The 22,230-nt window shown below is 69.9% G+C and carries 22 protein-coding genes; 21 read left to right on the top strand and 1 reads right to left on the bottom strand.

The features are described 5' to 3' along the window. Positions 1-29: 29 nt before the first annotated feature. The 13 genes from YS110_10325 to clsB all read left to right on the top strand — a co-directional run bounded on the left by YS110_10325 (position 30) and on the right by clsB (position 12,225). Positions 30-443: a DUF971 domain-containing protein gene (locus YS110_10325; protein ID UJB65117.1), complete on the top strand. Its 414-nt coding sequence runs from the start codon at positions 30-32 to the stop codon at positions 441-443. 101 nt (positions 444-544) lie between these two features. Beyond that, positions 545-1,276 carry a bifunctional demethylmenaquinone methyltransferase/2-methoxy-6-polyprenyl-1,4-benzoquinol methylase UbiE gene (ubiE, locus tag YS110_10320; GenBank protein UJB65116.1) on the top strand — a complete coding sequence of 244 codons (732 nt, stop codon included), beginning with the start codon at positions 545-547 and terminating at the stop codon, positions 1,274-1,276. Positions 1,277-1,320: 44 nt separating this feature from the next. After that, positions 1,321-2,328 (top strand): Tim44 domain-containing protein, encoded by a 1,008-nt coding sequence (locus tag YS110_10315; protein ID UJB65115.1) that lies wholly within the window; start codon positions 1,321-1,323, stop codon positions 2,326-2,328. Positions 2,329-2,381: 53 nt separating this feature from the next. Beyond that, positions 2,382-2,945: a hypothetical protein gene (locus YS110_10310; GenBank protein UJB65114.1), complete on the top strand. Its 564-nt coding sequence runs from the start codon at positions 2,382-2,384 to the stop codon at positions 2,943-2,945. Beyond that, the gene (gene ubiB / locus YS110_10305) at positions 2,942-4,507 is read left to right on the top strand and encodes a ubiquinone biosynthesis regulatory protein kinase UbiB (GenBank protein UJB65113.1); all 1,566 of its coding nucleotides are present in this window, start codon (positions 2,942-2,944) and stop codon (positions 4,505-4,507) included. Before YS110_10310 ends, ubiB begins: the two co-directional genes overlap by 4 nt. 51 nt (positions 4,508-4,558) lie before the next feature. Beyond that, positions 4,559-6,010, top strand: a complete 1,452-nt coding sequence (locus YS110_10300) for a sodium:solute symporter family protein (GenBank protein UJB65112.1) — start codon at positions 4,559-4,561, stop codon at positions 6,008-6,010. A gap of 72 nt (positions 6,011-6,082) precedes the next feature. After that, a complete protein-coding gene (locus tag YS110_10295; protein ID UJB65111.1) occupies positions 6,083-6,373 on the top strand; it encodes a zinc ribbon domain-containing protein in 291 nt (96 codons plus the stop codon). Positions 6,374-6,390: 17 nt separating this feature from the next. Then, positions 6,391-7,014 (top strand): DUF502 domain-containing protein, encoded by a 624-nt coding sequence (locus YS110_10290; protein ID UJB65110.1) that lies wholly within the window; start codon positions 6,391-6,393, stop codon positions 7,012-7,014. Positions 7,015-7,052: 38 nt separating this feature from the next. Beyond that, a complete protein-coding gene (gene aspS, locus YS110_10285; protein ID UJB65109.1) occupies positions 7,053-8,849 on the top strand; it encodes an aspartate--tRNA ligase in 1,797 nt (598 codons plus the stop codon). Positions 8,850-8,959: 110 nt separating this feature from the next. Next, a complete protein-coding gene (locus tag YS110_10280) occupies positions 8,960-9,778 on the top strand; it encodes a curli production assembly/transport component CsgG (GenBank protein UJB67416.1) in 819 nt (272 codons plus the stop codon). A gap of 19 nt (positions 9,779-9,797) precedes the next feature. Further along, positions 9,798-10,250, top strand: a complete 453-nt coding sequence (gene nudB / locus YS110_10275; protein ID UJB65108.1) for a dihydroneopterin triphosphate diphosphatase — start codon at positions 9,798-9,800, stop codon at positions 10,248-10,250. Beyond that, complete coding sequence (locus tag YS110_10270; GenBank protein ID UJB65107.1) at positions 10,247-11,011, top strand: endonuclease/exonuclease/phosphatase family protein; 765 nt, start codon at positions 10,247-10,249, stop codon at positions 11,009-11,011. The genes nudB and YS110_10270 overlap by 4 nt, the downstream gene beginning before the upstream one ends. A gap of 2 nt (positions 11,012-11,013) precedes the next feature. Beyond that, complete coding sequence (clsB, locus tag YS110_10265) at positions 11,014-12,225, top strand: cardiolipin synthase ClsB (protein UJB65106.1); 1,212 nt, start codon at positions 11,014-11,016, stop codon at positions 12,223-12,225. Here clsB and YS110_10260 read toward each other — a convergent pair. After that, a complete protein-coding gene (locus YS110_10260) occupies positions 12,219-14,336 on the bottom strand; it encodes a hypothetical protein (GenBank protein UJB65105.1) in 2,118 nt (705 codons plus the stop codon). The genes clsB and YS110_10260 overlap by 7 nt on opposite strands. A 178-nt stretch (positions 14,337-14,514) precedes the next feature. Between YS110_10260 and YS110_10255 the strand changes: the two genes are divergently transcribed. From YS110_10255 to YS110_10220, 8 genes are all read left to right on the top strand, one after another. Further along, complete coding sequence (locus tag YS110_10255; GenBank protein ID UJB65104.1) at positions 14,515-15,228, top strand: GTP cyclohydrolase I; 714 nt, start codon at positions 14,515-14,517, stop codon at positions 15,226-15,228. A 5-nt stretch (positions 15,229-15,233) separates the two neighbouring features. Then, a complete protein-coding gene (locus YS110_10250; GenBank protein UJB65103.1) occupies positions 15,234-15,656 on the top strand; it encodes a BLUF domain-containing protein in 423 nt (140 codons plus the stop codon). A 72-nt stretch (positions 15,657-15,728) separates the two neighbouring features. Beyond that, the gene (locus YS110_10245) at positions 15,729-16,610 is read left to right on the top strand and encodes an EamA family transporter (GenBank protein UJB65102.1); all 882 of its coding nucleotides are present in this window, start codon (positions 15,729-15,731) and stop codon (positions 16,608-16,610) included. A 125-nt stretch (positions 16,611-16,735) separates the two neighbouring features. Next, positions 16,736-18,610, top strand: a complete 1,875-nt coding sequence (locus YS110_10240) for a PhnD/SsuA/transferrin family substrate-binding protein (protein UJB65101.1) — start codon at positions 16,736-16,738, stop codon at positions 18,608-18,610. Continuing rightward, the gene (locus YS110_10235) at positions 18,607-19,251 is read left to right on the top strand and encodes a response regulator transcription factor (GenBank protein ID UJB65100.1); all 645 of its coding nucleotides are present in this window, start codon (positions 18,607-18,609) and stop codon (positions 19,249-19,251) included. Before YS110_10240 ends, YS110_10235 begins: the two co-directional genes overlap by 4 nt. A 116-nt stretch (positions 19,252-19,367) precedes the next feature. Further along, on the top strand, positions 19,368-20,417 hold the full coding sequence (gene tauA / locus YS110_10230) for a taurine ABC transporter substrate-binding protein (GenBank protein UJB65099.1): 1,050 nt from the start codon (positions 19,368-19,370) through the stop codon (positions 20,415-20,417). A gap of 16 nt (positions 20,418-20,433) precedes the next feature. Next, positions 20,434-21,222, top strand: a complete 789-nt coding sequence (locus tag YS110_10225) for an ATP-binding cassette domain-containing protein (protein UJB67415.1) — start codon at positions 20,434-20,436, stop codon at positions 21,220-21,222. A gap of 73 nt (positions 21,223-21,295) precedes the next feature. Then, positions 21,296-22,150, top strand: coding sequence for an ABC transporter permease subunit (locus tag YS110_10220; protein UJB65098.1), 855 nt, complete (start codon positions 21,296-21,298; stop codon positions 22,148-22,150). Positions 22,151-22,230 lie beyond the last annotated feature (80 nt).

Genomic DNA, 22,230 nt, shown 5'->3' with positions numbered 1-22,230 from the left:
TTTTTACTTGAAATATTCGAGGTGACGCCATGGCCGATTCCAGTGCGCCCGTACCTGAAGCGCTGACCGTGCACGCGCAGTCGCGCGTGCTCGAAGTCGTGTTCGCCGGTGGCGAGGCCTACCGCATTCCGTTCGAGCTGCTGCGCGTGTATTCGCCCTCGGCCGAGGTGCAGGGCCACGGCCCGGGGCAGGAGGTGCTGCAGACCGGCAAGCGCGACGTCACGCTGGTGGGCCTGGAGCCCGTGGGCCACTACGCCGTCAAGCCGGTGTTTTCCGACGGCCACGACAGCGGCATCTTCACCTGGGCCTATCTGCACGAACTCGGGCGCGACCAGGCGCAGCTCTGGCAGCGCTACCTGCAGCGCCTGCAGGACGCGGGCGCCGACCGCGACGCGCCGATGGCCCCCCGGCCGCAAAAGGGCGGGGGCTGCGGTAGCCACTGAGGGCTGCCAAACGCCGTTTTTTCTCCATTTGGCGACGATGCCCCATGAAGGTGCGGGGTTGTCGCTGTACGCGGGGCCGGTACGCCCCTAGGATTCTTCCCATGAGCAGCACGCATTTCGGTTTTGAAACCGTCGATGAACAGGACAAGGCACGCCGCGTGCGCGGCGTGTTCGACTCCGTCGCGTCCAAGTACGACGTGATGAACGACCTGATGTCCGGCGGCCTGCACCGCGCCTGGAAGGCCTACACCGTCATGGTGGCCAACCTGCGCGAGGGCGACCAGGTGCTCGACATCGCGGGCGGCACGGGCGACCTGTCGCTGGCGTTCTCCAGGAAGGTCGGCGCCACCGGCCGCGTGGTGCACACCGACATCAACGAAGCCATGCTGCGCGTGGGGCGCGACCGCCTGATCGACAAGGGCGTGCTGCTGCCCACCCTGGTGTGCGATGCCGAGAAGCTGCCTTTTCCCACGGGCCACTTCGACCTGGTCAGCGTCGCCTTCGGCCTGCGCAACATGACGCACAAGGACCGTGCCATCGCCGAGATGTGCCGCGTGCTCAAGCCTGGCGGGCGCCTGCTGGTGCTGGAGTTCTCGAAAGTCGCCAAGCCGCTGGAAAAGGCCTACGACTGGTATTCCTTCAACGTGCTGCCCCGGCTGGGCAGGCTGGTGGCGGGCGACGATGCCAGCTACCGCTACCTGGCCGAATCCATCCGCATGCACCCGGGCCAGGAGGAACTAAAAACGCTCATGCAACACAATGGTTTTGGGCACGTGGATTACCACAACATGACGGGCGGCGTTGTCGCCCTGCATGTGGGCATCAAGTGCTGAACGGCTGAATACCCCTCGACTCTTTATAGAAAGCGGAAATCGACATGAAAAACTTGTGGTCTATGGTTCTGGTCGCCTTGCTGGCAATGGCCCATATGGATGCCGACGCCCGCCGCATGGGCGGCGGCAAGTCCATGGGCAAGCAGTCCAGTAATGTCACCCAGCGCGAAGCCGGCACGCCGCCCGCAGCGCCTGCGGCACCCGCGCAGAACGCGGCCGCGCAAAACGCCGCCAAGCCTGCGGCGCCCGCTGCCAGCCCTGCGGCCGCCGCGCCCAAGAAGCCTTGGGGCGCCATGCTCGGCGGCCTGGCCGCCGGCCTGGGCCTGGCCTGGCTGGCCCATTCGCTCGGCCTGGGCGCGGCGTTCGGCAACATCCTGCTGATCGCCCTGCTGGCCCTGGCGGCGTTCGCCGTCATCGGCATGGTCATGCGCTCGCGCAAGCCCGCTGGCGCGGGCGGCGCGCCGTTCGCGTTCCAGGGCGCGGGCGCGCCGGTGGATGCGCCCGTGGCGCGCCAGTACAACCCCGAGAAGGTCGGCAACGACGCCTCGGCCCGTCCGTGGGAGAGCCAGGGCGCGGCGTTCGAGACCGCGCGCCCGCAAATGGCGAGTGCTGCCGCGGGCGGCGTGGTCATCGGTTCGGCGCTGGCCGGTTCGCAGAACTGGGGCATTCCGCAGGGCTTCGACACCGAGGGCTTTCTGGCCGCCGCCAAGCGCAATTTCGTCACGCTGCAAAGCGCCTGGGACCGTGGCGACCTCTCCACGCTGCGCTCCATGATGACTGACGAACTGCTGACGGAAGTGCGCGCCCAGCTCTCCGAGCGCGACCAGCACCGCGGCGACGCCCCGAACCGCACCGATGTCGACGTGATCGACGCCCAGCTCCTGGGCATCGAGGATCTCGGCGGCGACTACATGGCCAGCGTCGAGTTCTCCGGCATGATCCGCGAGGAGCAGGGCGCCGGCCTGAGCCCCTTCCGTGAAGTCTGGAACATGACCAAGCCGAAGAGCGGCAGCAGCGGCTGGCTGGTGGCGGGCCTGCAGGCGCTGCAGTAACACGGGTGCCACAAAAACCAGGGCGATACCGTCCTGGGGAATAATCGGGGGCTATGGCAACACAGTCCCCTTTTTCATTTCTGGAAAACCTCGTCCAACGCATCGCGGCGGGGCCGCAGCCGCCGCAGTGGATGGTGCATGAGGTGCAGCAGCGCGTCGTGTTGCTCTTGAACCATGTCTTGATGCAGGAGCGCGAGGCCATGGGCCGGCTGCTCGGCCAGTCCGGCCGGGTCGCGCGTGTGCAGTGGCGCCAGTTCTCCATGGCCTTGCAGGTCACGCCGGCCGGGCTGTTCAATGTGGCGGCGCCGGGCGCGCAGCCCGATCTGCAGATCGTCGTGACGGAAACCTCCCCGCTGGCGCTGGCGCAAACGGCGCTGCGCGGCGACAGGCCCACCATCCGCATCCAGGGCGACGTGCAGCTGGCGGGCGAGATCAACTGGCTCGTGGACCATGTGCGCTGGGATCTGGAGGAAGACCTGGCGCGCCTGGTGGGGGATGCGCCCGCCCACGCCATCACCCAGGGCGCGCGCCGCGTGGCCCAGGCGCTGGGCGCCTTCGTCTCCCAGTTCACGGGCGTGCGCGCGGGCCCGCAACCCCCTGACCGGACGCCGTCATGAGCCGTGTCTTCCGTGGCGCCACCATCGTGTGGGTGGTGCTGCGCTATGGGCTGGATGAGCTGGTGCTGTCCAGCTTCGAGCATCCCTGGCTGCGCTTGCTGGCGCGCCTGGTGTCGGTCGGCCGCAACCTGGAGGCACCGCGCGGCCAGCGCCTGCGCGAGGCGCTGGAGCGGCTGGGGCCCATCTTCGTCAAGTTCGGGCAGGTGCTTTCCACCCGGCGCGACCTGATGCCGCCCGACATCGCCGACGAGCTGGCGCTGCTGCAGGATCGCGTGCCGCCGTTCGATCCGCAGATTGCGGTGGCGACGATCGAGCGCGCCTTCCGCAAGCCGCTGGGCGAGGTCTTCATTACGTTCGAGCGTGAGCCTGTGGCCAGCGCGTCGATCGCGCAGGTGCACTTCGCCGTCGTCCGCGACCGCAACGGCGTGCAGCGCGACGTGGCCGTGAAGGTGCTGCGCCCCGGCATGCTGCCGGTGATCGAGAAAGACCTGGCGCTGATGCGCATGATGGCGGGCTGGCTGGAGAGCCTTTCGGCCGACGGCAAGCGCCTGAAGCCGCGCGAGGTCGTGGCCGAGTTCGACACCTACCTGCACGACGAACTCGACCTGATGCGCGAGGCCGCCAACGCCGCGCAGTTGCGCCGCAACATGGAGGGGCTGGACCTGGTGCTGGTGCCCGAGGTGTTCTGGGACTTCTGCCACACCGAGGTCATGGTGATGGAGCGCATGCGCGGCGTGCCGATCAGCCAGGTCGGGCGCCTGCGCGAGGCGGGCGTGGACATCCCCAAGCTGGCGCGCGACGGCGTCACGATCTTCTTCACCCAGGTCTTCCGCGACGGCTTCTTCCACGCCGACATGCACCCGGGCAACATCCAGGTGAGCCTCGACGCCATGACGTTCGGGCGCTACATCTCGCTGGACTTCGGCATCGTCGGCACGTTGACCGAGGTCGACAAGGAGTACCTGGCGCAGAACTTCACGGCCTTCTTCCGCCGCGACTACAAGCGCGTGGCGGAGCTGCACATCGAGAGCGGCTGGGTGCCGCCCGAAACGCGCGTCAACGAACTGGAGGCGGCCGTGCGCACGGTGTGCGAGCCGTATTTCGACCGGCCGCTCAAGGAAATCTCGCTCGGCATGGTGCTGATGCGCCTGTTCCAGACGTCGCGCCGCTTCAACGTGGAGATCCAGCCGCAGCTGGTGCTGCTGCAGAAGACCCTGCTCAACATCGAGGGCCTGGGCCGCCAGCTCGACCCCGACCTGGACCTGTGGAGCACGGCCAAACCGTTCCTGGAAAAGTGGATGCTCGACCAGCTCGGCCCCCAGCGCCTGCTGCGCGAGCTGCGCGACCAGGCGCCGCACTACGCCAAGCTGCTGCCCGAGCTGCCGCGCCTGCTGCACGGCTATTTGCGCCAGGAGCCGCAGGCGCAGCCGCAATTGCTGCGCGAACTGCTGCAGGCACAGCAGCGCACCAACCGGCTGCTGCAGGCCCTGATGTACGGCGGCGTGGGCTTCGTGCTCGGGCTGCTGGGGCTGCAGCTCTACCTGCGTTTCTACGTCTTCTGACTCCGGCCTCCATCCCCCAACCTCCATCCTGACCTCGCAAGGAGTACCAGCGTGTTGCTCATCATGGTGATTGCCTACCTGTTCGTCACCATCGGCATCGGCCTGTGGGCCGCCAGACGGGTGCAGAATTCGGCCGACTTCGCCATCGCCGGCCGCCACCTGCCGATGTACATGATCATCACCACCACGTTCGCCACGTGGTTCGGCTCGGAGATCGTGCTCGGGGTGCCGGCGAAGTTCATCAAGGGCGGGCTCAACGCAGTGGTGGAGGATCCGTTCGGCGCCGGCCTGTGCCTGGTGCTGGTGGGCGTGTTCTTCGCCGCCAAGCTCTACCGCATGACGCTGCTGACCATCAGCGACTACTACCGCGAGCGCTACGGCCGTGCAGTCGAGGTGATCTGCTCGCTCATCATCATGCTCAGCTACCTGGGCTGGGTCTCGGCCCAGGTCACGGCGCTGGGGCTGGTGTTCAACCTGCTGTCGGGCGGGCTGATCAGCATTCCCTGGGGCATGACGATCGGCGTGCTCTCGATCCTGGTGTACACGCTCTGGGGCGGGATGTGGTCGGTGGCGGTGACCGATTTCATCCAGATGATCATCCTGGTGGTCGGGCTGGTGGTGCTGGCGGTCTTCGCAGCTGATATGGCGGGCGGTGCTAGCAAGGTGATCGACCTGGCCGTGAGCCGCGACATGTTCCGCTTCTGGCCCGAACCCACCTGGCACGAGATGATCTTCTTCTTCGGTGCGGCCATCACCATGATGCTGGGCTCCATTCCGCAGCAGGACGTGTTCCAGCGCGTGATGTCGGCCAACACGGAAAAGGCGGCCACCCATGGCACGGTGATCGGCGGTACGGCCTACATCCTGTTCGCCTTCGTGCCCATGTTCCTGGTGGCCAGCGCGCTGCTCATCATGCCGGAGCAGACGGCGGCACTGCTGGAGGACGACCCGCAGAAGGTGCTCCCCACGCTGGTGATGGACAAGATGCCCGTGGTCATGCAGGTGCTGTTCTTCGGCGCGCTGCTGTCGGCCATCAAGTCGTGCGCGTCGGCCACGCTGCTCGCGCCCAGCGTCACGTTCACCGAGAACATCTGGCGCCAGTTCCGCCCCGAGTACATCAGCGACCTGGAAAACCTGCGCATCATGCGCATCAGCGTCCTGGTGTTCGCCATCGCCGTGCTGGCCTATTCCATCAAGATGGAGGGCACGCCGATTTTCGAGCTGGTCTCCGGCGCCTACCAGGTGCCGCTGGTCGGTGCGTTCGTGCCGCTGGTCTTCGGCCTGTACTGGAAGCGCGCCACCACGCAGGGTGCGCTGTGTGCCACGGTGCTCGGCATTGGCGTGTGGGTGCTCTTCATGGGCACACCGGCGCTGCATGAAGCTTTTCCGCAGCAACTGGCGGGCGTTCTCGCCGCCGTGGTGGGCATGGTGGCCGGGTCCCTGGTGCCGCAATGGGTGCACCATCGGCCCGCCAGCCACCACGCCATCGCGGGCGTGGAGTGACAGGGCACGCCCTGCAGAAAACGAGGCGCATCCTATAATCGAGGGTTTTTCCCAAGCACCGTTTCCTCCCGTATGCCTATCTATGCCTACAAATGCGGCGCCTGTGGCCATGCCAAGGATGTGCTGCAAAAAATCTCCGACGCTCCGCTGACGCAGTGTCCCGCCTGCGGCGCCGAGGCGTTCTCCAAGCAGATCACGGCCGCCGGCTTCCAGCTCAAGGGCTCGGGCTGGTACGTCACGGACTTCCGTGGCGGCAGCGGCAGCAGTGCCCCCGCGACAGGCGCCAAGAGCGAGGAGGCCGCGGCGCCCGCGGCAGCACCGGCCGCCTGCGCATCCTGCCCCGCTGCCTCGAAGGCAGATTGACCTCCTGAAGGATAGGCATGGCTGCCCTGCGCAAGTGGTTATTCACCGGTTTGCTGGTCATCGTGCCCGGCGTCATCACCGCCTGGGTGCTGAACTGGATCGTCGGCACGCTGGACCAGACGTTGGCCATCCTGCCCGAGGCCTGGCATCCGGACAAACTGCTGGGCTTCCACATTCCCGGCTTCGGCGTCCTGCTGACGCTGCTCATCCTGCTCTCCGTGGGCGCGCTGGCCAGCAATTTCGCCGGGCGCAAGCTGGTGGCGTGGGGCGACGGGCTGGTCAGCCGCATTCCCGTGGTGCGCTCGATCTACTCCAGCGTCAAGCAGGTGTCCGACACGCTGTTCTCGGAGAGCGGCAATGCCTTCCGCACGGCGGTGCTGGTGCAGTGGCCGCGCGAGGGCGTGTGGACCGTGGCGTTCATCACCGGCTCGCCCTCGGGCGAGGTGGCGGCCTACCTGCGCGATGAGTACGTGAGCGTGTACGTGCCCACCACGCCCAACCCCACCGGCGGCTATTTCGTGATCCTGCGCAAGAGCGATTGCATCGAACTCGACATGAGCATCGACGCCGCGCTCAAATACATCGTCTCCATGGGTGTGGTGGCTCCGCCCGAGCCCGCCGCACTCGCCCACTCCAGATAACAAACGTCGCGCCCCTCCTGGGCGCAGGAAGACTCCACATGGCCATGCGCTCCCACTACTGCGGTCTCGTGACCGAAGCCCTGATGGGCCAAACCGTTACCCTGTGCGGCTGGGTGAACCGCCGCCGCGACCACGGTGGTGTCATCTTCATCGACCTGCGCGACCGCGAAGGCTACGTGCAGGTCGTGTGCGACCCGGACCGCCCCGAGATGTTCAAGGTGGCCGAAGACGTGCGGGGCGAGTTCTGTGTGCAAGTCAAGGGACTGGTGCGCGCGCGCCCTGCCGGCACCACCAACGACAAGCTCAAGAGCGGCCAGATCGAAGTGCTGTGCCATGAGCTGGTGGTGCTCAACGCCTCCGTCACTCCGCCGTTCCAGATGGACGACGAGAACCTGTCCGAGACCACGCGCCTCACGCACCGCGTGATGGATCTGCGCCGCCCGCACATGCAGCGCAACATGATGCTGCGCTACAAGACGGCGATCCAGGTGCGCAACTTCCTCGACAAGGAAGGCTTCATCGACATCGAGACGCCCATGCTGGGCAAGAGCACGCCCGAGGGCGCGCGCGACTACCTCGTGCCCAGCCGCGTGCACGACGGCCAGTTCTTCGCGCTGCCGCAGTCGCCCCAGCTCTACAAGCAGATGCTGATGGTGGCCGGCTACGACCGCTACTACCAGATCACCAAGTGCTTCCGCGACGAAGACCTGCGCGCCGACCGCCAGCCCGAGTTCACGCAGATCGACTGCGAGACCTCGTTCCTGAACGAAGAGGAAATCCGCGCCATCTTCCAGCGCATGATCACCGAGGTGTTCAAGCAGCAGCTGGACGTGGACCTGGGCGAATTCCCCATCATGACCTACCAGGACGCGGCGTTCCGCTTCGGCTCCGACAAGCCCGACCTGCGCGTGAAGCTCGAGTTCACCGAGCTGACCGAGGTGATGAAGGACGTGGACTTCAAGGTGTTCTCCGCCCCCGCCACCACCAAGGGTGGCCGCGTGGTGGCCCTGCGCGTGCCGGGCGGCGGCGCCATCAGCCGTGGCGAGATCGACCAGTACACCGAGTTCGTCAAGATCTACGGCGCCAAGGGCCTGGCCTGGATCAAGGTCAACGAAGCCGCCAAGGGCCGCGATGGCCTGCAGTCGCCCATCGTCAAGAACCTGCATGACGCGGCCATCGCCGAGATCCTCAAGCGCACCGGCGCGCAGGACGGCGACCTGCTCTTCTTCGGCGCCGACAAGGAAAAGATCGTCAACGATTCCATCGGCGCGCTGCGCCTGAAGATCGGCCACAGCGAATTCGGCAAGAAGAGCGGCCTGTTCGAGAACCGCTGGGCGCCGCTGTGGGTGGTGGACTTCCCCATGTTCGAGCACGACGAGGAAGAAGACCGCTGGGTGGCCGTGCACCATCCCTTCACGTCGCCGAAGGACGGCCATGAGGACCTCATGGACACCGATCCCGGCAAGTGCATCGCCAAGGCCTACGACATGGTGCTCAACGGCTGGGAGCTGGGCGGCGGCTCGGTGCGTATCCACCGCGCCGACGTGCAGGCCAAGGTGTTCGCCGCCCTGAACATCGGCCCGGAAGACCAGCGCGCCAAGTTCGGCTACCTGCTCGATGCGCTGCAGTACGGCGCGCCCCCGCACGGCGGCCTGGCCTTCGGCCTGGACCGCCTCATCACGCTGATGACCGGCGCCGAGTCGATCCGCGACGTGATCGCCTTCCCCAAGACCCAGCGCGCGCAGGATCTGCTGACCCAGGCGCCTTCGCCCGTGGACGAAAAGCAGCTGCGCGAGCTGCATATCCGTCTGCGCAACCCGGTGGCTGCAGCGTAAGGCGGAGCCTTGCATGCACAATCAAAGGGCGCCCTGGTGGCGCCCTTTGTTTTCTGGGGATGCGTGATGAACCAACAGCTTTTCACATGGCGGCCTTGGGCCGTCCCGGCATGGAGCGGCGCATGGCGTGGCTGAGGGCCTGCGTGCCCAGCGCACTGTGCGTGCTGCTGCTCGCCGCCTGCGGCGAGAAGAAAACCGAGCTGGGCCAGGGCGGCTCCGTGGTCAGCGGCTCGGCCGGGCCTGAAGGCGCCCGCAACGCGGCCCGCGAGCTGCAGCGCTGCGATGCGCCCGTGGCCACCGTGGCGCTGGCCGAGAACCCGAACGGCTACACCGTGGGCAGCGGCTACCATCTGCCCGCCTCGCCGGTGCCGCTGATCAAGCTGCTGGCGCAGCAAAGCGGCTGCTTTCGTGTGGTGGACCGCGGCGCAGGCCTGCGTGGCACGGTGCAGGAGCAGGACCTGAAGGACGCGGGCATCTTGCGCCCCCAGTCCACGGTGGCCAAGGGCAAGGGCTACGAGGCGCAGTACACCCTCACGCCCAGCCTCACCTTCAGCGAGCAGGATGCCGGGCGTGGCCTGGCCGGGGTGATCGCCATGGTTCCCGTGCTGCGCGACATCGCCGGGCTGGCGGGCCTGGTCGAGCAGGTCAAGTTCAAGGAAGCGCAGACCGCGCTGCTGCTGTCCGACAACGAAACCACCGAACAGGTGGCGGCCGCCACGGGTGCCGCGCGCACCACCGACCTGGGCGTGGGCGGGCTGGTGCTGGGCCGCCTGGGCGGGGGCGCCGGCGCCGGGTGGAGCAACACCAACGAGGGCAAGGTGATCGCCGCCGCCTTCCTGGACGCGCACAACCAGCTCGTGGCCCAGGCGCGCGTGCTGCAGGCCAAGGCACTGCCGCCGCCCGTGCCCACCCGCGCCGCCAGCCGTTGATGCGCCCGGGCACCACGCCATGTACAAGATCCCGCAATCGGTGCTGGTGGTGGTGCATACCCCAGCGCTCGACGTGCTGCTGATCCGCCGCGCCGATTCGGCCGAGCCGTTCTGGCAGTCGGTCACCGGCAGCAAGGATGCGCCGCACGAGTCCTATGCCGCCACGGCGGCGCGCGAGGTGCGCGAGGAAACCGGCATCGACGCGCAGGCCCCGGGCTGCGTGCTGCGCGACTGGCGGCTGGAGAACGTCTACACCATCTATCCCCAGTGGCAGCACCGCTACGCGCCCGGCGTGTGGCACAACACCGAGCGGGTCTTCGGCCTGCAGGTACCCGCGCGGCAGGCCGTGGCCTTGAATCCCCGCGAACACACGGCATATGCTTGGCTGGACTGGCGCGAGGCGGCCGACCGCTGCACCTCGCCCTCCAACGCCGAGGCGATTTTGCTGCTGCCACGAATGACCACGCCATGACCCCTGCACTCGCGCTCCAGCGCCCCGCGTCTTCCGACATCCTGCGCGTGGCCACCTACAACATCCACAAGGGCGTGCAGGGCCTGGGGCCGGCGCGGCGGCTGGAGATCCACAACCTCGGGCTGGCGGTGGAGCAGCTCGACGCCGACATCGTCTGCCTGCAGGAAGTGCGCCGCCTCAACCACAAGGAGCAGCACTACTTCGACCGCTGGCCTGCCGTGCCCCAGGCCGAGTACCTGGCCCCCGAGGGCTACGCAGCCGTGTACCGCACCAACGCCTACACGCGCCACGGCGAGCATGGCAACGCGCTGCTCACGCGCTGGCCCGTGCTCGGGCACCAGCACGAGGACATGTCGGACCACCGCTTCGAGCAGCGCGGCCTGCTGCACGTCGAGGTGATGTTCCAGGGCCGCCCGGTGCACGTCATCGTGGTGCACCTGGGCCTGGTGCCGGGCAGCCGCGTGCGCCAGATCCACCAGCTGCAGCGCTTCATCGAGCGCGAAGTGCCGCTGCGCGCTCCGCTGGTGGTGGCGGGGGATTTCAACGACTGGGGCTCGCGCATCCAGCACATGCTGCGCGGCTTCGGCCTGCACGAGTACGAGGAGCACCGCGCCTTCACCTACCCCGCGCGGCTGCCCATCACCCAGCTCGACCACGTCTACGTGCGCGGCCTGACTCCGCTGGGCCTGCACGCGCCGCGCGGGCGTATCTGGTGGCGCATGTCCGACCACCTGCCACTGATCGCCGAATTCCGTTGGTAAGTGTGAAGCGCACCGCACCCCAGTTCCGAGCCGGCCACCGCGTCCAGTTGCTGCAGGGCGCGGCCGAGCTGTTCCCGGCCCTGGCCCAGTCCATGGACGGCGCGCGCCACTCGGTGCTGTTCGAGACCTACATCTTCGACACCACCGGCTCCGGCGCCGAGGTGGCCGAGGCCCTGATGCGCGCCGCCCGGCGCGGCGTGCGCACCAACCTGGTGGTCGATGGCGTGGGCACAGGCCGTTTGCCCGCGCCGTGGTACGAGCGCCTGCGCACGGCTGGCGTACAGGTGCGCGTGTACTCGCCGCTCGGGCCGCTGGGGCTGCTGCTGCCCATGCGCTGGCGGCGCCTGCACCGCAAGCTGTGCGTGGTCGACGGGCAGGTGCTGTTCTGCGGCGGCATCAACGTGCTCGACGACTACCACGACCCGCACTTCGGCACGCTGCAGGCGCCGCGCTTCGACTTCGCCGTGCGCGCCGAAGGCGCCCTGGTGGCGCAGGCGCAGGCCACCATGGAGCAGCTGTGGTGGCGCATCCAGGCGGTGCGCGATGCGCGCCAGTACCACCTGCCCGAAGCCGTGCACGCGTTGCGCGAGGCTGGCGTCGGCGCGCCGCTCCGCCAGCGCGGCCTGGGCATGCGCGCTGCGCTGCTGTTGCGCGACAACCTGCGCAACCGCGGCCGCATCGAGCAGGCCTACCGCCGCGCCATCGCCAGCGCGCAGCACGAGATCATCATCGCCAACGCCTACTTCCTGCCCGGCGGCAAGCTGCGCCGCGCGCTGGTGCTGGCGGCGCGGCGCGGCGTGCGCGTGCAACTGCTGCTGCAGGGGCGCTACGAATACTTCATGCAGTACCACGCGGCGCGCCCGGTGTACGGCGCGCTGCTGCGCGCCGGGGTCGAGATCCACGAGTACGAGCCCAGCTTCCTGCACGCCAAGGTGGCCGTGATCGATGCCCACGGGCGCCGCCCCTGGGCCACGGTGGGGTCGAGCAACCTCGACCCGCTGTCGCTGCTGCTGGCGCGCGAGGCCAACGTGGTGGTGCGTGACAAGGCCTTCGCCAGCGAACTGCGCCAGCGCCTGCGCCAGGCCATGCACACGGCGGGGCGGCGGGTGGACGCGCAGCAGTTCGAGCAGCGCCCCTGGCGCGAGCGCATGCTCGACCAGGTGGCCCACGCGCTCATGCGGGCCGCGCTCTGGGTGACGGGCAACCGCTATTGACCGCTCTTCGCCGCAGGCGCCAGCCGCCACGCATCCCACGCTGCCAGCAGGTGGGTGGTCAGCAGCGTGAGGGCCAACTGCAGGCGCACGGTCGAAGACACGTCCTTGGCGGGCCACCAGGCCGCCCATGCGACATAGGCGGAAGGCAGCAGGAGCGCTCCCCAGATGGTGAAAAGCAGCAGCGCTGTGCCGCGCCTGCGCTGGAGGTATTGCCCTATTCCGGGGAGGGCGAGTGAAGCCAGGGTGTCCCGGAGGGCGCGCCGCCGGTCCGCAGGGGCGGCGTGCTGCGGGGCTGGCGGGGCCGAGGGCGCAGGCGCGTTGCGCACCAGGGCGGCGAGGCGGTGCGCGGTCTGGGCGCACGAGGCGATCCCTTCGACCGTGCGGCCATCGGCAAGCGCCAGCCGCAGGTACGCAGCGCCAGGAACGAGCCAGCCTTGCAGCCGGTGGTACCAGCGCGGCCCGTGCCGCAGCGCGACGGCCTGGGCCTTGCGGATTGCGCCCCGCGGGCAGGCCAGGCTCAGCCGCGCATCGCGCGCATTGGCCTTGAAGACCAGCAGGCGCTGGTTCGTCAGCACCACCCAGCGCAGCCCCAGCATCACCGTCTCGCGTGGCATCTCGCCGGCCTGGCTATGGGGCCAGAACAGGCCGGGCCGGGCCAGCAGCCGCAGGGCACGCAGGTTGCCCAGGGGCTCGAATGCGGGCTCCGTCTGGCTGCGCTGCGCAGCGTCACGCAGCAGCCACACCAGGATTGGGAGCATCAGCACGGGCAGCAGCACGGCCAGCGCAACGCGCGCCGGACGGCCGGCCAGCAGGAGCGGAAACAGGTCGCGCAAGGCGTGCGGCAGCAGCCAGGCGAGCAGTATCCAGGGCAGGAAGGGCGCATTCAGCCGCAGGAGCAGGCGGGCCTGCCGCCATGTGGAGGGGAGCGCCTGGCCTGCAATGCCCAGGGTGTCGCGGGGGCGCTGCGCCAGGTCGGGCCGGTGCGCGCGCAACTGCGCCTGGGCCTGGATCTTCTGGGCGCGCAGCGCACAGGCCAGCCCGAGCGCGAACCACAGCACGGCGCCCGCCAGGCCCACGTAGTACCCGGCCCGCCATCCGCCCACGGCCGCATGCTGTGCCTGCAGCGCGTCGCGCACGGCGCCATCGCCCCATTCGCCCAGCCATTGGCGATCCGGCCCGTACCGGAGGATGCGGAAGCTGGCGCCGTCCACGACCAGCAAATCGGTGTTCAGGCGCGCCAATGCGCGCGGCTCCAGCGCCGATTGCCCGGGCGGCAGGGGGTAGGCGGTTTGCCGGCCATCGGGCCAGACATCGACGACATGGCCAGCCTGCATGCCGCCGTCCAGCCGCACGGTGGTGCCCGCGGGGGTCTCGGTGGCGCCCGGCGGGCGGTAGGCCGCGATGGCCTCTTCCAGAAAGCGCCAGTGCGCCTGCTGCTCCAGCAGTTCGATGCGTTGCCCGGGCGCCATGTGCGCGCCGTCCAGGCGCACCAGGGCGGGGCGGTTGGTATCCGTGGTCCACCAGTGCCCGTCCTCCCACCACAGCCCGTTGGTGAAGCGGTACGTGTCCAGTGGCGTGGTGCCCAGGTGCTGGCCTTGCGGCCCGAACAGGGCCACGGCGTGGCCGCCGCCCGTGGCAATGGCCACGCGTCCGTCGGGCGCGAATGCGAAGCGGATGGCGTTGTCCCCATGGCGCTGCAGCGCCGCGGGCCAGGCGGGCGTGATGGTGCGCAGGGGGCGCGCGTCGGCGGCGGACAGCACATGCAGCACGGGACTGTGCCGCGACCAGGCCACCAGATGCCCCTCGGGGTGCGCCGCCAGAATGCCCGCGTTGCCCGCAAGCCCTGCCTGTGCCGCTGGGACGATCTGCTGGCGCCGCCCTTGTGCGTCGAGCCGCCAAAGCGCATCGTTCACGCTCAGCCAGACCTGGTTTCCCGGCAGCACGGCCAAGCCCCACGGGCCCTGGATGGCTGCCTGGCGCTGGCTGCTCCACAGGGCCAGGCCCACACAGATACAGGCCAGCAGCAGCAAGCCAGCCCCCAGCGATTGCCAGAAACGGTGGCGTGGCGCCCTGGCGGCTGCTTCTCCTGCTTCTCCCTCTTGGTCGCGCATGGCGCACTTTCCTTCGTGTGCATTGTTGTGGCGCGACAGCATACACAGGGGGCGCGTGCGGGCCCCGGGTGGATGTGTTTTGCTCCTTATTTCGTAGCTTGCGGCGCTTTCTGCATGGGCGTTTGTGCCCTAAAACGCCTAAAAAACCAGGTCTGGCATTCGCTGGTACCATGCCGCCATGTCTTTTGATCCTCCCTCCCCGGCGCCGGACGAAGGCGTCCCCGTCTCCGTCAAGATCCGCGAGCGCCTGCAGGCGGCGCGCAAGCGCTTTCATGCCAACGACAACATCGCCGAGTTCATCAACCCCGGCGAGCTGGAGGCGCTGCTCGACGAGGTCGAGGCCAAGATGCAGGGCGTGCTCGACAGCATGGTCATCGACACCGAGGGCGACCACAACACGCAGAGCACGGCGCGGCGCGTGGCCAAGATGTACCTGGGCGAGGTGTTCAAGGGCCGCTACGTGAACGCCCCGTCGATCACCGAGTTCCCGAACGCCGAGCACCTGAACGAGCTGATGATCGTCGGCCCGATCACCGTGCGCAGCGCCTGCAGCCACCATTTCTGCCCCGTCATCGGCAAGATCTGGATCGGCGTGCTGCCCAACGAGCACACCAACGTCATCGGCCTGTCCAAGTACGCGCGCCTGGTGGACTGGGTCATGGGCCGCCCGCAGATCCAGGAGGAGGCGGTGGTGCAACTGGCCGACCTGATCATGGAAAAGACCCAGCCCGACGGCCTGGCCGTGGTCATGGAGGCGAGCCACTTCTGCATGTCCTGGCGCGGCGTGCGCGAGATGGACAGCAAGATGATCAATTCCGTGATGCGCGGCGTGTTCCTCACCAACCCGACGCTGCGCCGCGAGTTCCTGTCGCTCATTCCCGGAAGGACCTGAAAGCCATGCTGGTTCGCCTGCTCTACGTCAGCCGCGCCGTCGATACGTCGCCCGCGGCCATCGAAGCCATCCTTACCCAGTCGCGCCTGCACAACCCGGCCAGCGGCATCACCGGCGTGCTGTGCTACGGCGGCGGCATCTTCCTGCAGGCCATCGAGGGCGGCCGCGCGGCCGTGAGCGAGCTGTACGGCCACATCCAGCGCGACGCGCGCCACAAGGACGTGGAACTGCTGGCCTTCGAGGAAATCTGCGAGCGCCGCTTCGGCGGCTGGACCATGGGCCAGGTCAACCTGGCCAAGCTCAACCACTCCATCGTGCTCAAGTACTCCGAGCGCCCCGAGTTCGACCCCTACGCCGCATCGGGCAAGGTGTCGTTCGCGCTGCTCGAAGAACTCATGGCCACGGCCAGCGTCATCGGCCGGGCCTGATCCGCCCCCCTTCGCTGAACACGCCCCGCAGCCGCAGCCGGCCCCGCGCCGCTGCGGCCTTTGCTTTGTGCCATGGCCCTCGACGCCTTCGCCCTCATCCTCCTGGCCGGCCTCATCCATGCCGGCTGGAACATCGCCGCCAAGAAGGCCGGGGGCGATGCGCGCTTCGCCTTCTTCACCTCGGCGCTGATGATGGTGGTGTGGGCGCCCCTGGGCTGGTGGCTGGGGCGCGATGCCGTGCCGCTGTGGGGCGTGCGCGAGTGGGCCTTCATCGTCGCCAGCGGCCTGCTGCACGTGCTGTACTACGTGATCCTGCTGCGCGGCTACCGCCGCGCCGATCTCACCGTGGTCTACCCGCTGGCGCGCGGCTCGGGGCCGCTGCTGTCGTCGTTCGTCGCCATCACGCTGCTGGGCGAGCGGCTGTCCTGGCTCGGCGGGCTGGGCATCGCGGGCGTGGTGGGCGGCGTGTTCCTGATCGCCGGCGGGCCGGCGCTGCTGCGCGCCACGCACGACCCGGCCGCGCGTTCCCGGGTGCACGCCGGCATGGCCTACGGCCTGCTCACGGGCGCCTTCATCGCCGCCTACACCGTGGTGGACGGCTACGCCGTCAAGGTGCTGCTGATGTCGCCCATCCTGGTGGACTACATGGGCAACTTCGTGCGCGTGGCGGTGCTGGCGCCCGCCGTGCTGCGGGATCTGCCCACGGCGCGCAGCCTGTGGGCGGTGCAGTGGCGCTTCGCGCTGCTGGTGGCGGTGGTGAGCCCGGTGGCCTACGTGCTGGTGCTGTACGCCATGCGCGAGGCGCCAATGTCGCACGTCGCGCCCGCGCGCGAGGTGTCGATGCTGTTCGCGGCGCTGATCGGCGGGCATTTGCTGAACGAGGGCGACCGCCTGGCCCGGCTGGCAGGGGCGGTGCTCATCGCGGCGGGGGTGGTGGCGCTCGCGCTGGGGTAGCCACTCGCTTCTGATTTCATAGCTGCTTGCGCTTTCTGTGTAAGGGTTTGCTGCCGTTTTGGCTTGTTTCCTGGGGCAATCCCAGAGGCGGCCTGCGGGGACGGGGCGCTTTCTATAATTTCCGCATGAAAAAAGGGGATATTCGTGCGCGGCGCCAGCGGGGGCTGCTGCGGGCGCTGGCGTGGCTGGCGTGCGCCGCCGCGCTGCCCGCGCAGGGCGGCGGCCTGCCGGGCGGCCGGGCCGAGGTGCGCATCGGCGCGCTCTCGGTGCTGGAGGGCGAGGACACGCGGCGCCTGTGGCAGCCCCTGGTCGCTACGCTGGAGCAGGCTCTGGGCGGCGTGCCGGTGCGCCTGCAGGCGCTCGACCCGGCGGCGCTGGAAGACGCCGTGGCCCAGGGCGAGCTCGACTTCGTGGTCACCAACCCCGGCCACTACGTGACGCTGGAGGCGCGCCACGGCGCCTCGCGCATCGCCACGCAGTCGGCGGCGCAGGGCGACCCGGCGCACGCCGTGGGCTCGGCGGTGGTGGTGCGCGCCGATGCGCCGGTGCAGCCCGCGGGCCTGGGGCAGATGCGCGGCTGGCGCGTGGCCGCCGTGGCCGAGGAGGCCTTTGGCGGCTACCAGCTGGCCGCCGTGGAGTGGCTGCGCCAGGGCATCGACCCCGAGGCGGGCGGGCTGGCGCCGGTGTTCACCGGCTTTCCCATGCAGCGCGTGGCGCAGGCCGTGCTCGCGGGCGAGGCCGACGCCGGCATTCTGCGCACCTGCGTGCTGGAGCAGTGGGAGCGCCAGGGCACGGTGCCTGCGGGCGCGCTGCGCGTGGTGCCCGCCGCGCCGCCGCAGGATACGGCGGCGGCGGGGCTGCCCGGCTGCCGCACGTCCACCCCGCTGTACCCGGGCTGGGCCTTCGCGGCGCTGCCGGGCACGCCGCCCGAGCTGTCGCGCCAGGTGCTGCTGGCGCTGCTGGCCCAGCCCGGCGGCGGTGACGCCACGGGCAGCGTGTGGACCGTGCCGGCCGACTACCAGCGCGTGCACGATGTGCTGCGCGTGCTGCAGGTCGAGCCCTACATGTTCCTGCGCGAAACGCGCCTGCAGGCGCTGCTGCGCCGCTACTGGAGTGTGGCCGCGGCCCTGCTGGCGCTGGCGCTGGCGGGCGGCGCCTACCTGCTGCGCGTGGAGGTGCTGGTAAAGCGCCGCACCGCCGAGCTGACGCACAGCCTGCACGAGCGCGAGCGCCTGGCGCGCCAGAACGCGCAGCACCAGGAGGCGCTGGGGCACCTCTCGCGCCTGTCCATCCTGGGCGAGCTGTCGGCCATGCTGGCGCACGAGCTGAACCATCCGCTGGCCACCATCGCCAACTACGCGGCGGCGCTTCGCCGGCGCGCCGCGCGCGGCAGCCTGGCGCCGCAGGACCTGGAGCGCGCGCTGCAGGACATCGCGCACGAGAGCGAGCGCGCCGCGCGCGTCATCGGCGGCGTGCGTGCGCTGGCGCGCAAGCGCGTGCCCGAGCGTGCCGCCATCGCGCCGCGCGCGCTGGTCGAGCAGGCGCTGGCGCTGCTCGCGGGCGGGCAGCCGCAGGCGGTGCGCGTGGCCTGCGCCCCCGGCGCCGGGAAGCTGCGCGTGTGCGGCGACGCCCAGCAACTGCTGCAGGTGCTGCTGAACCTGCTGCAGAACGCGCGCGACGTGCACCGCGCCGCGGGCCAGGAGGCGCTGCCCATCGTGGTCGAGATCGGCAGCGAGGACGGTTGCCTCTGCCTCGCGGTGCGCGACCACGGTCCGCCGCTGGTGCCCGAGGCGCAGGCGCTGCTGTTCACCCCGTTTCACACCACCAAGCCCGGCGGCCTGGGCCTGGGCCTGTCGATCAGCCGCGGCATTGCCGAAGCGCACGGCGGCGCGCTGCACGCGCGGCCCGTGCCGCCTGCCGAGGGCGGCGGCATGCGCATGGCGCTGCTGCTGCCGCTGGCCGGCGCAGCCGCCGAAGGAACCGGGGAGCCCGACGCATGACGGCCGCCCCCCCGCCCCGCATCCACGTGGTGGACGACGACGCGCACTTCCTGCGCTCGCTGCTGTTCATGGTCGAAGGCCTGGGCTTCGACGCCGTGGGCCACCCTTCGGCCGAGGCCTTCGCCCTGGCCGCGCCCGCCCCCGTGCCGCAGGGCACCTGCCTGCTGCTCGACATCCGCATGCCGCGCATGAGCGGGCTGGAGCTGCAGCGCCGCCTGCAGGACCGGCCGGACATGCCCATCGTGTTCATGACCGGACACGGGGACGTGGACCAGGCGGTGCAGGCGCTGCGCGGCGGCGCGGTGGACTTCCTGCAGAAGCCCTTCCGCGAACAGGCGCTGCTCGATGCGCTCAACCGCGCCGTGGCCGCCAGCGTGCAGGCTCAGCAGCGCCAGGCGCGCCAGGCGCAGGCGCTGGCGGTGCTGCAGCGCCTGACGCCGCGCGAGCGCGACGTGGCGCGGCTGCTGGCGCTGGGCCACAGCAACAAGGAGGTGGCGCGGCGCCTCGACATCAGCGACCACACCGTGCACGTGCACCGCCAGGGCATCACCAAGAAAACCGGCTCGGGCCACGCGGCCGACCTGGCGCGGCTCATCCTGCGGGCCGCGCCGCAGGAGCTGGAGGACGACGGCCCGCCGTGAAGCCGGCGGCGCTGCGTTGCGCGTTTTGCGCATGTGCTCATGCGAATCGGGCGCATGCAAGCGGCGCGCTTGTTCCTAGACTGAAAGCCTCTTTTTCCCTTGCTTTCAGAAGAACCATGCAGACCCTTCGCCGCCTTTCCTGCTCACGCCGTTTCACTCTGGCCCTGGCCGCCGCTGCCGCCTTGTGGGGCGCGGGCCTGCCGCTGGCCCAGGCGCAGGGCGCGCCCAAGGAGGTGGTCATCGGCTACCAGGACATGGTGCTGCCCTGGCGCTACGCGCAGGAGACCCAGGCGGTGGAAAAGGCCACCGGCTACAAGGTGGCGTACCGCAAGCTTGGCAGCGGCGCCGAGGTGACGCGCGCGCTGGCCAGCGGCGCCATCCAGATCGGCGAGGCCGGCTCGGCGCCGTTCGCCGCCGCGCTGTCGCAGGGCGTGCCGATCCAGGTGTTCTGGGTGGCCGACAACATCCACCACGCCGAGGCGCTGGTGGCGCGCAACGGCAGCGGCGCGCGCCAGCTGGCCGACCTCAAGGGCAAGAAGATCGGTATCCCCTACGTCTCCACCAGCCACTTCCATGCCCTGGTGGCGCTGCAGGCGGCGGGCGTGCAGGCCAGGGACGTGAAGATCCTCAACCTGCGCCCGCCCGAGATCCTGGCCGCCTGGGAGCGCGGCGACATCGACGCCGCCTTCGTCTGGGACCCGGTGCTGGCCAAGCTCAAGCAGGGCGGCCAGGTGCTGACCACCTCGGGCGAGATTGCCGCGCAGACCGGCAAGGCCACGTTCGACGCGCTGGCCGTGCGCACCGACTTCGCGCAGGCGCACGGCGAGTTCCTCACGCGCTTCGTCAAGGTGCTGGCCGAGGCCGACCAGCGCTACACGCGCAACCCCGGCGCCTGGACGGCCGACTCCGCCGAGGTCAAGGCCATCGCCAAGTGGTCCGGCGCCGAGGCCGCCAGCGTGCCGGGCAGCCTCGCGCTCTACGCCTTCATTCCCCCGGCCGAGCAGGCCAGCGCGCGCTGGCTCGGCGGCGGCAGGCAGTCGGTGGTGGCGCAGTCGCTCGCGGCCACGGCGCAGTTCCTGCAGGCGCAGGGCGCGGTGCAGCAGGTGCTGCCCGACTACGCGGCGGGCGTGAACGACACCTGGGTGCGCCATGCCGCAGGCCAGTGAGGGCACGCAGGGCCTGATGGTGCGCGGCCTGTCGGTGCGCTACGAGGGCGCGCCGGCCGGCCACCGCGCCCTGGCGCTGCACGGCGTGGACCTGGACATCGCCCCGGGCGAGTTCGTCGTCGCCGTGGGCGCCTCGGGCTGCGGCAAGACCACGCTGCTGAACACCATCGCCGGCTTCACCGCGCCGTCGGCCGGGCACATCGCCTGGAACGGCGCGCCCGTGCGGGACGCGGGCGCCGAGCGCGGCGTGGTGTTCCAGAAGCACGCCCTCATGCCCTGGCTCAACGTGCTGGACAACGTGGCCCTGGGCCTGCGTCTGCGCGGCCTGGGGCGCGCCGAGCGCCAGCGCATCGCGCTGGAGCAGCTCGCCCGCGTGGGCCTGGCCGAGCGCGCCCAGGCCTACCCGTGGCAGCTCTCGGGCGGCATGCAGCAGCGCGTGGGCATCGCGCGCGCGCTGGCGGGCGACGCCGACCTGCTGCTGATGGACGAGCCCATGGGCGCGCTCGACGTGTTCACGCGCGAGGCGCTGCAGGAACTGGTGCTGCGCCTGTGGGCCGCGCCGCGCGCCACACGGCGCACGGTGTTCTTCATCACCCACGACGTGGAGGAGGCGCTGTTCCTGGCCTCGCGCATCATCGTCATGAGCCCGCGCCCCGGGCGCATCACCGAGAGCCTGGCGGTCGATTTCGGGCGCCGCTACCTGGCGGGCGCGCCGGCGCGCGCCGTCAAGTCGCTGCCCGCCTTCATCGCCATGCGCGAGCAGCTCATGGCCGCCATCTCCGAAGCCTCGCTGGTTCCCGCGTGAATCCGCATCATTGACTATCAAAATGAGAGCTGTTAGCGCTTACCCCATAAGGGCCAGAGGCCGATTTCTTGCCATGGATGGCGCCATCCCGCACGAACCCGCCCCGGAAACCGCGCAGCCGCCCGCGGAGCTGCCGGCCGTGGCGCCGTTCCGCGCGCACCGCCCGCGCACGCCGCGCCTGTGGAGCCTGCTGTGCGTGGCCGGCTGGCTGGCGCTGTGGTGGCTGGCCACCGCGCTGCAGTGGGTGCCGCCGCTTTTCCTGCCCGCGCCCGAGGCCGCGCTGAACGCCTTCGCCCAGGCCTGGCGCGGCGACATCCAGGGCGGCGACGCGCTGTGGGTGCATGCGCAGTGGAGCTGCCTGCGCGTGTTCGGCGCGTTCGCGCTGGCCGTGGCCACGGCGGTGCCGGTGGGCATCGCCATGGGTGTGAACCGCTGGGCGCAGGCCGTGTTCGACCCGCTGCTGGAGTTCTACCGCCCGCTGCCGCCGCTGGCCTACCTGCCGCTGGTGGTGATCTGGCTGGGCATCGACGAAGCGGCGAAGTGGCTGCTCATCTACCTGGCCTGCTTCGCCCCCATGGCGCTGGCGGCACGCGCCGGCACGCGCAACGCCAGCGCCGAGCAGGTGAACGCGCTGCGCTCGCTCGGCGCCACGCGCTGGCAGCTGCTGCGCCACGCCATCGTGCCCGCGGCGCTGCCCGACATCCTGGTGGGCCTGCGCATCGCCATGGGCTTCGCCTGGACCACGCTGGTCGCCGCCGAGATGGTGGCCGCCACGCAGGGGCTGGGGCAGATGGTGCTCAACGCCTCCAACTTCCTGCGCACCGACATCGTGGTCATGGGCATCTTCGTCATCGGCGCCATCGCGCTGCTGCTCGACGCGCTGCTGCGCTGGCTGGAGCGCTGGCTGCTGCCTTGGCATGGGCGGTGAGTGCTGCGAAAAAGAGAGCTGCCAGCGCTTGATTCGCCTTGCTTTTGAAGGAATTCAATCCTCAACGCAAGACCAGTCAA

The sequence above is a fragment of the Acidovorax sp. YS12 genome, assembly GCA_021496925.1.
Classification (GTDB): Bacteria; Pseudomonadota; Gammaproteobacteria; order Burkholderiales; family Burkholderiaceae_C; genus Paenacidovorax.
The sequence above is the reverse complement of the archived record's forward strand: the minus strand, read 5'-3'. Positions and strand labels throughout refer to the sequence as shown.

Excerpts from the sequence above, each read along its gene's own strand:
- YS110_10240 (UJB65101.1), top strand. The coding sequence starts at position 16,736 with ATGAAAAAAGGGGATATTCGTGCGCGGCGCCAGCGGGGGCTGCTGCGG.
- YS110_10255 (UJB65104.1), top strand. The coding sequence starts at position 14,515 with ATGTCTTTTGATCCTCCCTCCCCGGCGCCGGACGAAGGCGTCCCCGTC.
- YS110_10310 (UJB65114.1), top strand. The coding sequence starts at position 2,382 with ATGGCAACACAGTCCCCTTTTTCATTTCTGGAAAACCTCGTCCAACGC.
- YS110_10290 (UJB65110.1), top strand. The coding sequence starts at position 6,391 with ATGGCTGCCCTGCGCAAGTGGTTATTCACCGGTTTGCTGGTCATCGTG.
- YS110_10270 (UJB65107.1), top strand. The coding sequence starts at position 10,247 with ATGACCCCTGCACTCGCGCTCCAGCGCCCCGCGTCTTCCGACATCCTG.
- YS110_10220 (UJB65098.1), top strand. The coding sequence starts at position 21,296 with ATGGATGGCGCCATCCCGCACGAACCCGCCCCGGAAACCGCGCAGCCG.
- tauA (UJB65099.1), top strand. The coding sequence starts at position 19,368 with ATGCAGACCCTTCGCCGCCTTTCCTGCTCACGCCGTTTCACTCTGGCC.
- YS110_10235 (UJB65100.1), top strand. The coding sequence starts at position 18,607 with ATGACGGCCGCCCCCCCGCCCCGCATCCACGTGGTGGACGACGACGCG.
- YS110_10315 (UJB65115.1), top strand. The coding sequence starts at position 1,321 with ATGAAAAACTTGTGGTCTATGGTTCTGGTCGCCTTGCTGGCAATGGCC.
- YS110_10250 (UJB65103.1), top strand. The coding sequence starts at position 15,234 with ATGCTGGTTCGCCTGCTCTACGTCAGCCGCGCCGTCGATACGTCGCCC.
- YS110_10295 (UJB65111.1), top strand. The coding sequence starts at position 6,083 with ATGCCTATCTATGCCTACAAATGCGGCGCCTGTGGCCATGCCAAGGAT.
- ubiE (UJB65116.1), top strand. The coding sequence starts at position 545 with ATGAGCAGCACGCATTTCGGTTTTGAAACCGTCGATGAACAGGACAAG.
- YS110_10245 (UJB65102.1), top strand. The coding sequence starts at position 15,729 with ATGGCCCTCGACGCCTTCGCCCTCATCCTCCTGGCCGGCCTCATCCAT.
- YS110_10225 (UJB67415.1), top strand. The coding sequence starts at position 20,434 with ATGGTGCGCGGCCTGTCGGTGCGCTACGAGGGCGCGCCGGCCGGCCAC.
- YS110_10325 (UJB65117.1), top strand. The coding sequence starts at position 30 with ATGGCCGATTCCAGTGCGCCCGTACCTGAAGCGCTGACCGTGCACGCG.
- YS110_10280 (UJB67416.1), top strand. The coding sequence starts at position 8,960 with ATGGAGCGGCGCATGGCGTGGCTGAGGGCCTGCGTGCCCAGCGCACTG.
- YS110_10260 (UJB65105.1), bottom strand. The coding sequence starts at position 14,336 with ATGCGCGACCAAGAGGGAGAAGCAGGAGAAGCAGCCGCCAGGGCGCCA.
- aspS (UJB65109.1), top strand. The coding sequence starts at position 7,053 with ATGGCCATGCGCTCCCACTACTGCGGTCTCGTGACCGAAGCCCTGATG.
- ubiB (UJB65113.1), top strand. The coding sequence starts at position 2,942 with ATGAGCCGTGTCTTCCGTGGCGCCACCATCGTGTGGGTGGTGCTGCGC.
- nudB (UJB65108.1), top strand. The coding sequence starts at position 9,798 with ATGTACAAGATCCCGCAATCGGTGCTGGTGGTGGTGCATACCCCAGCG.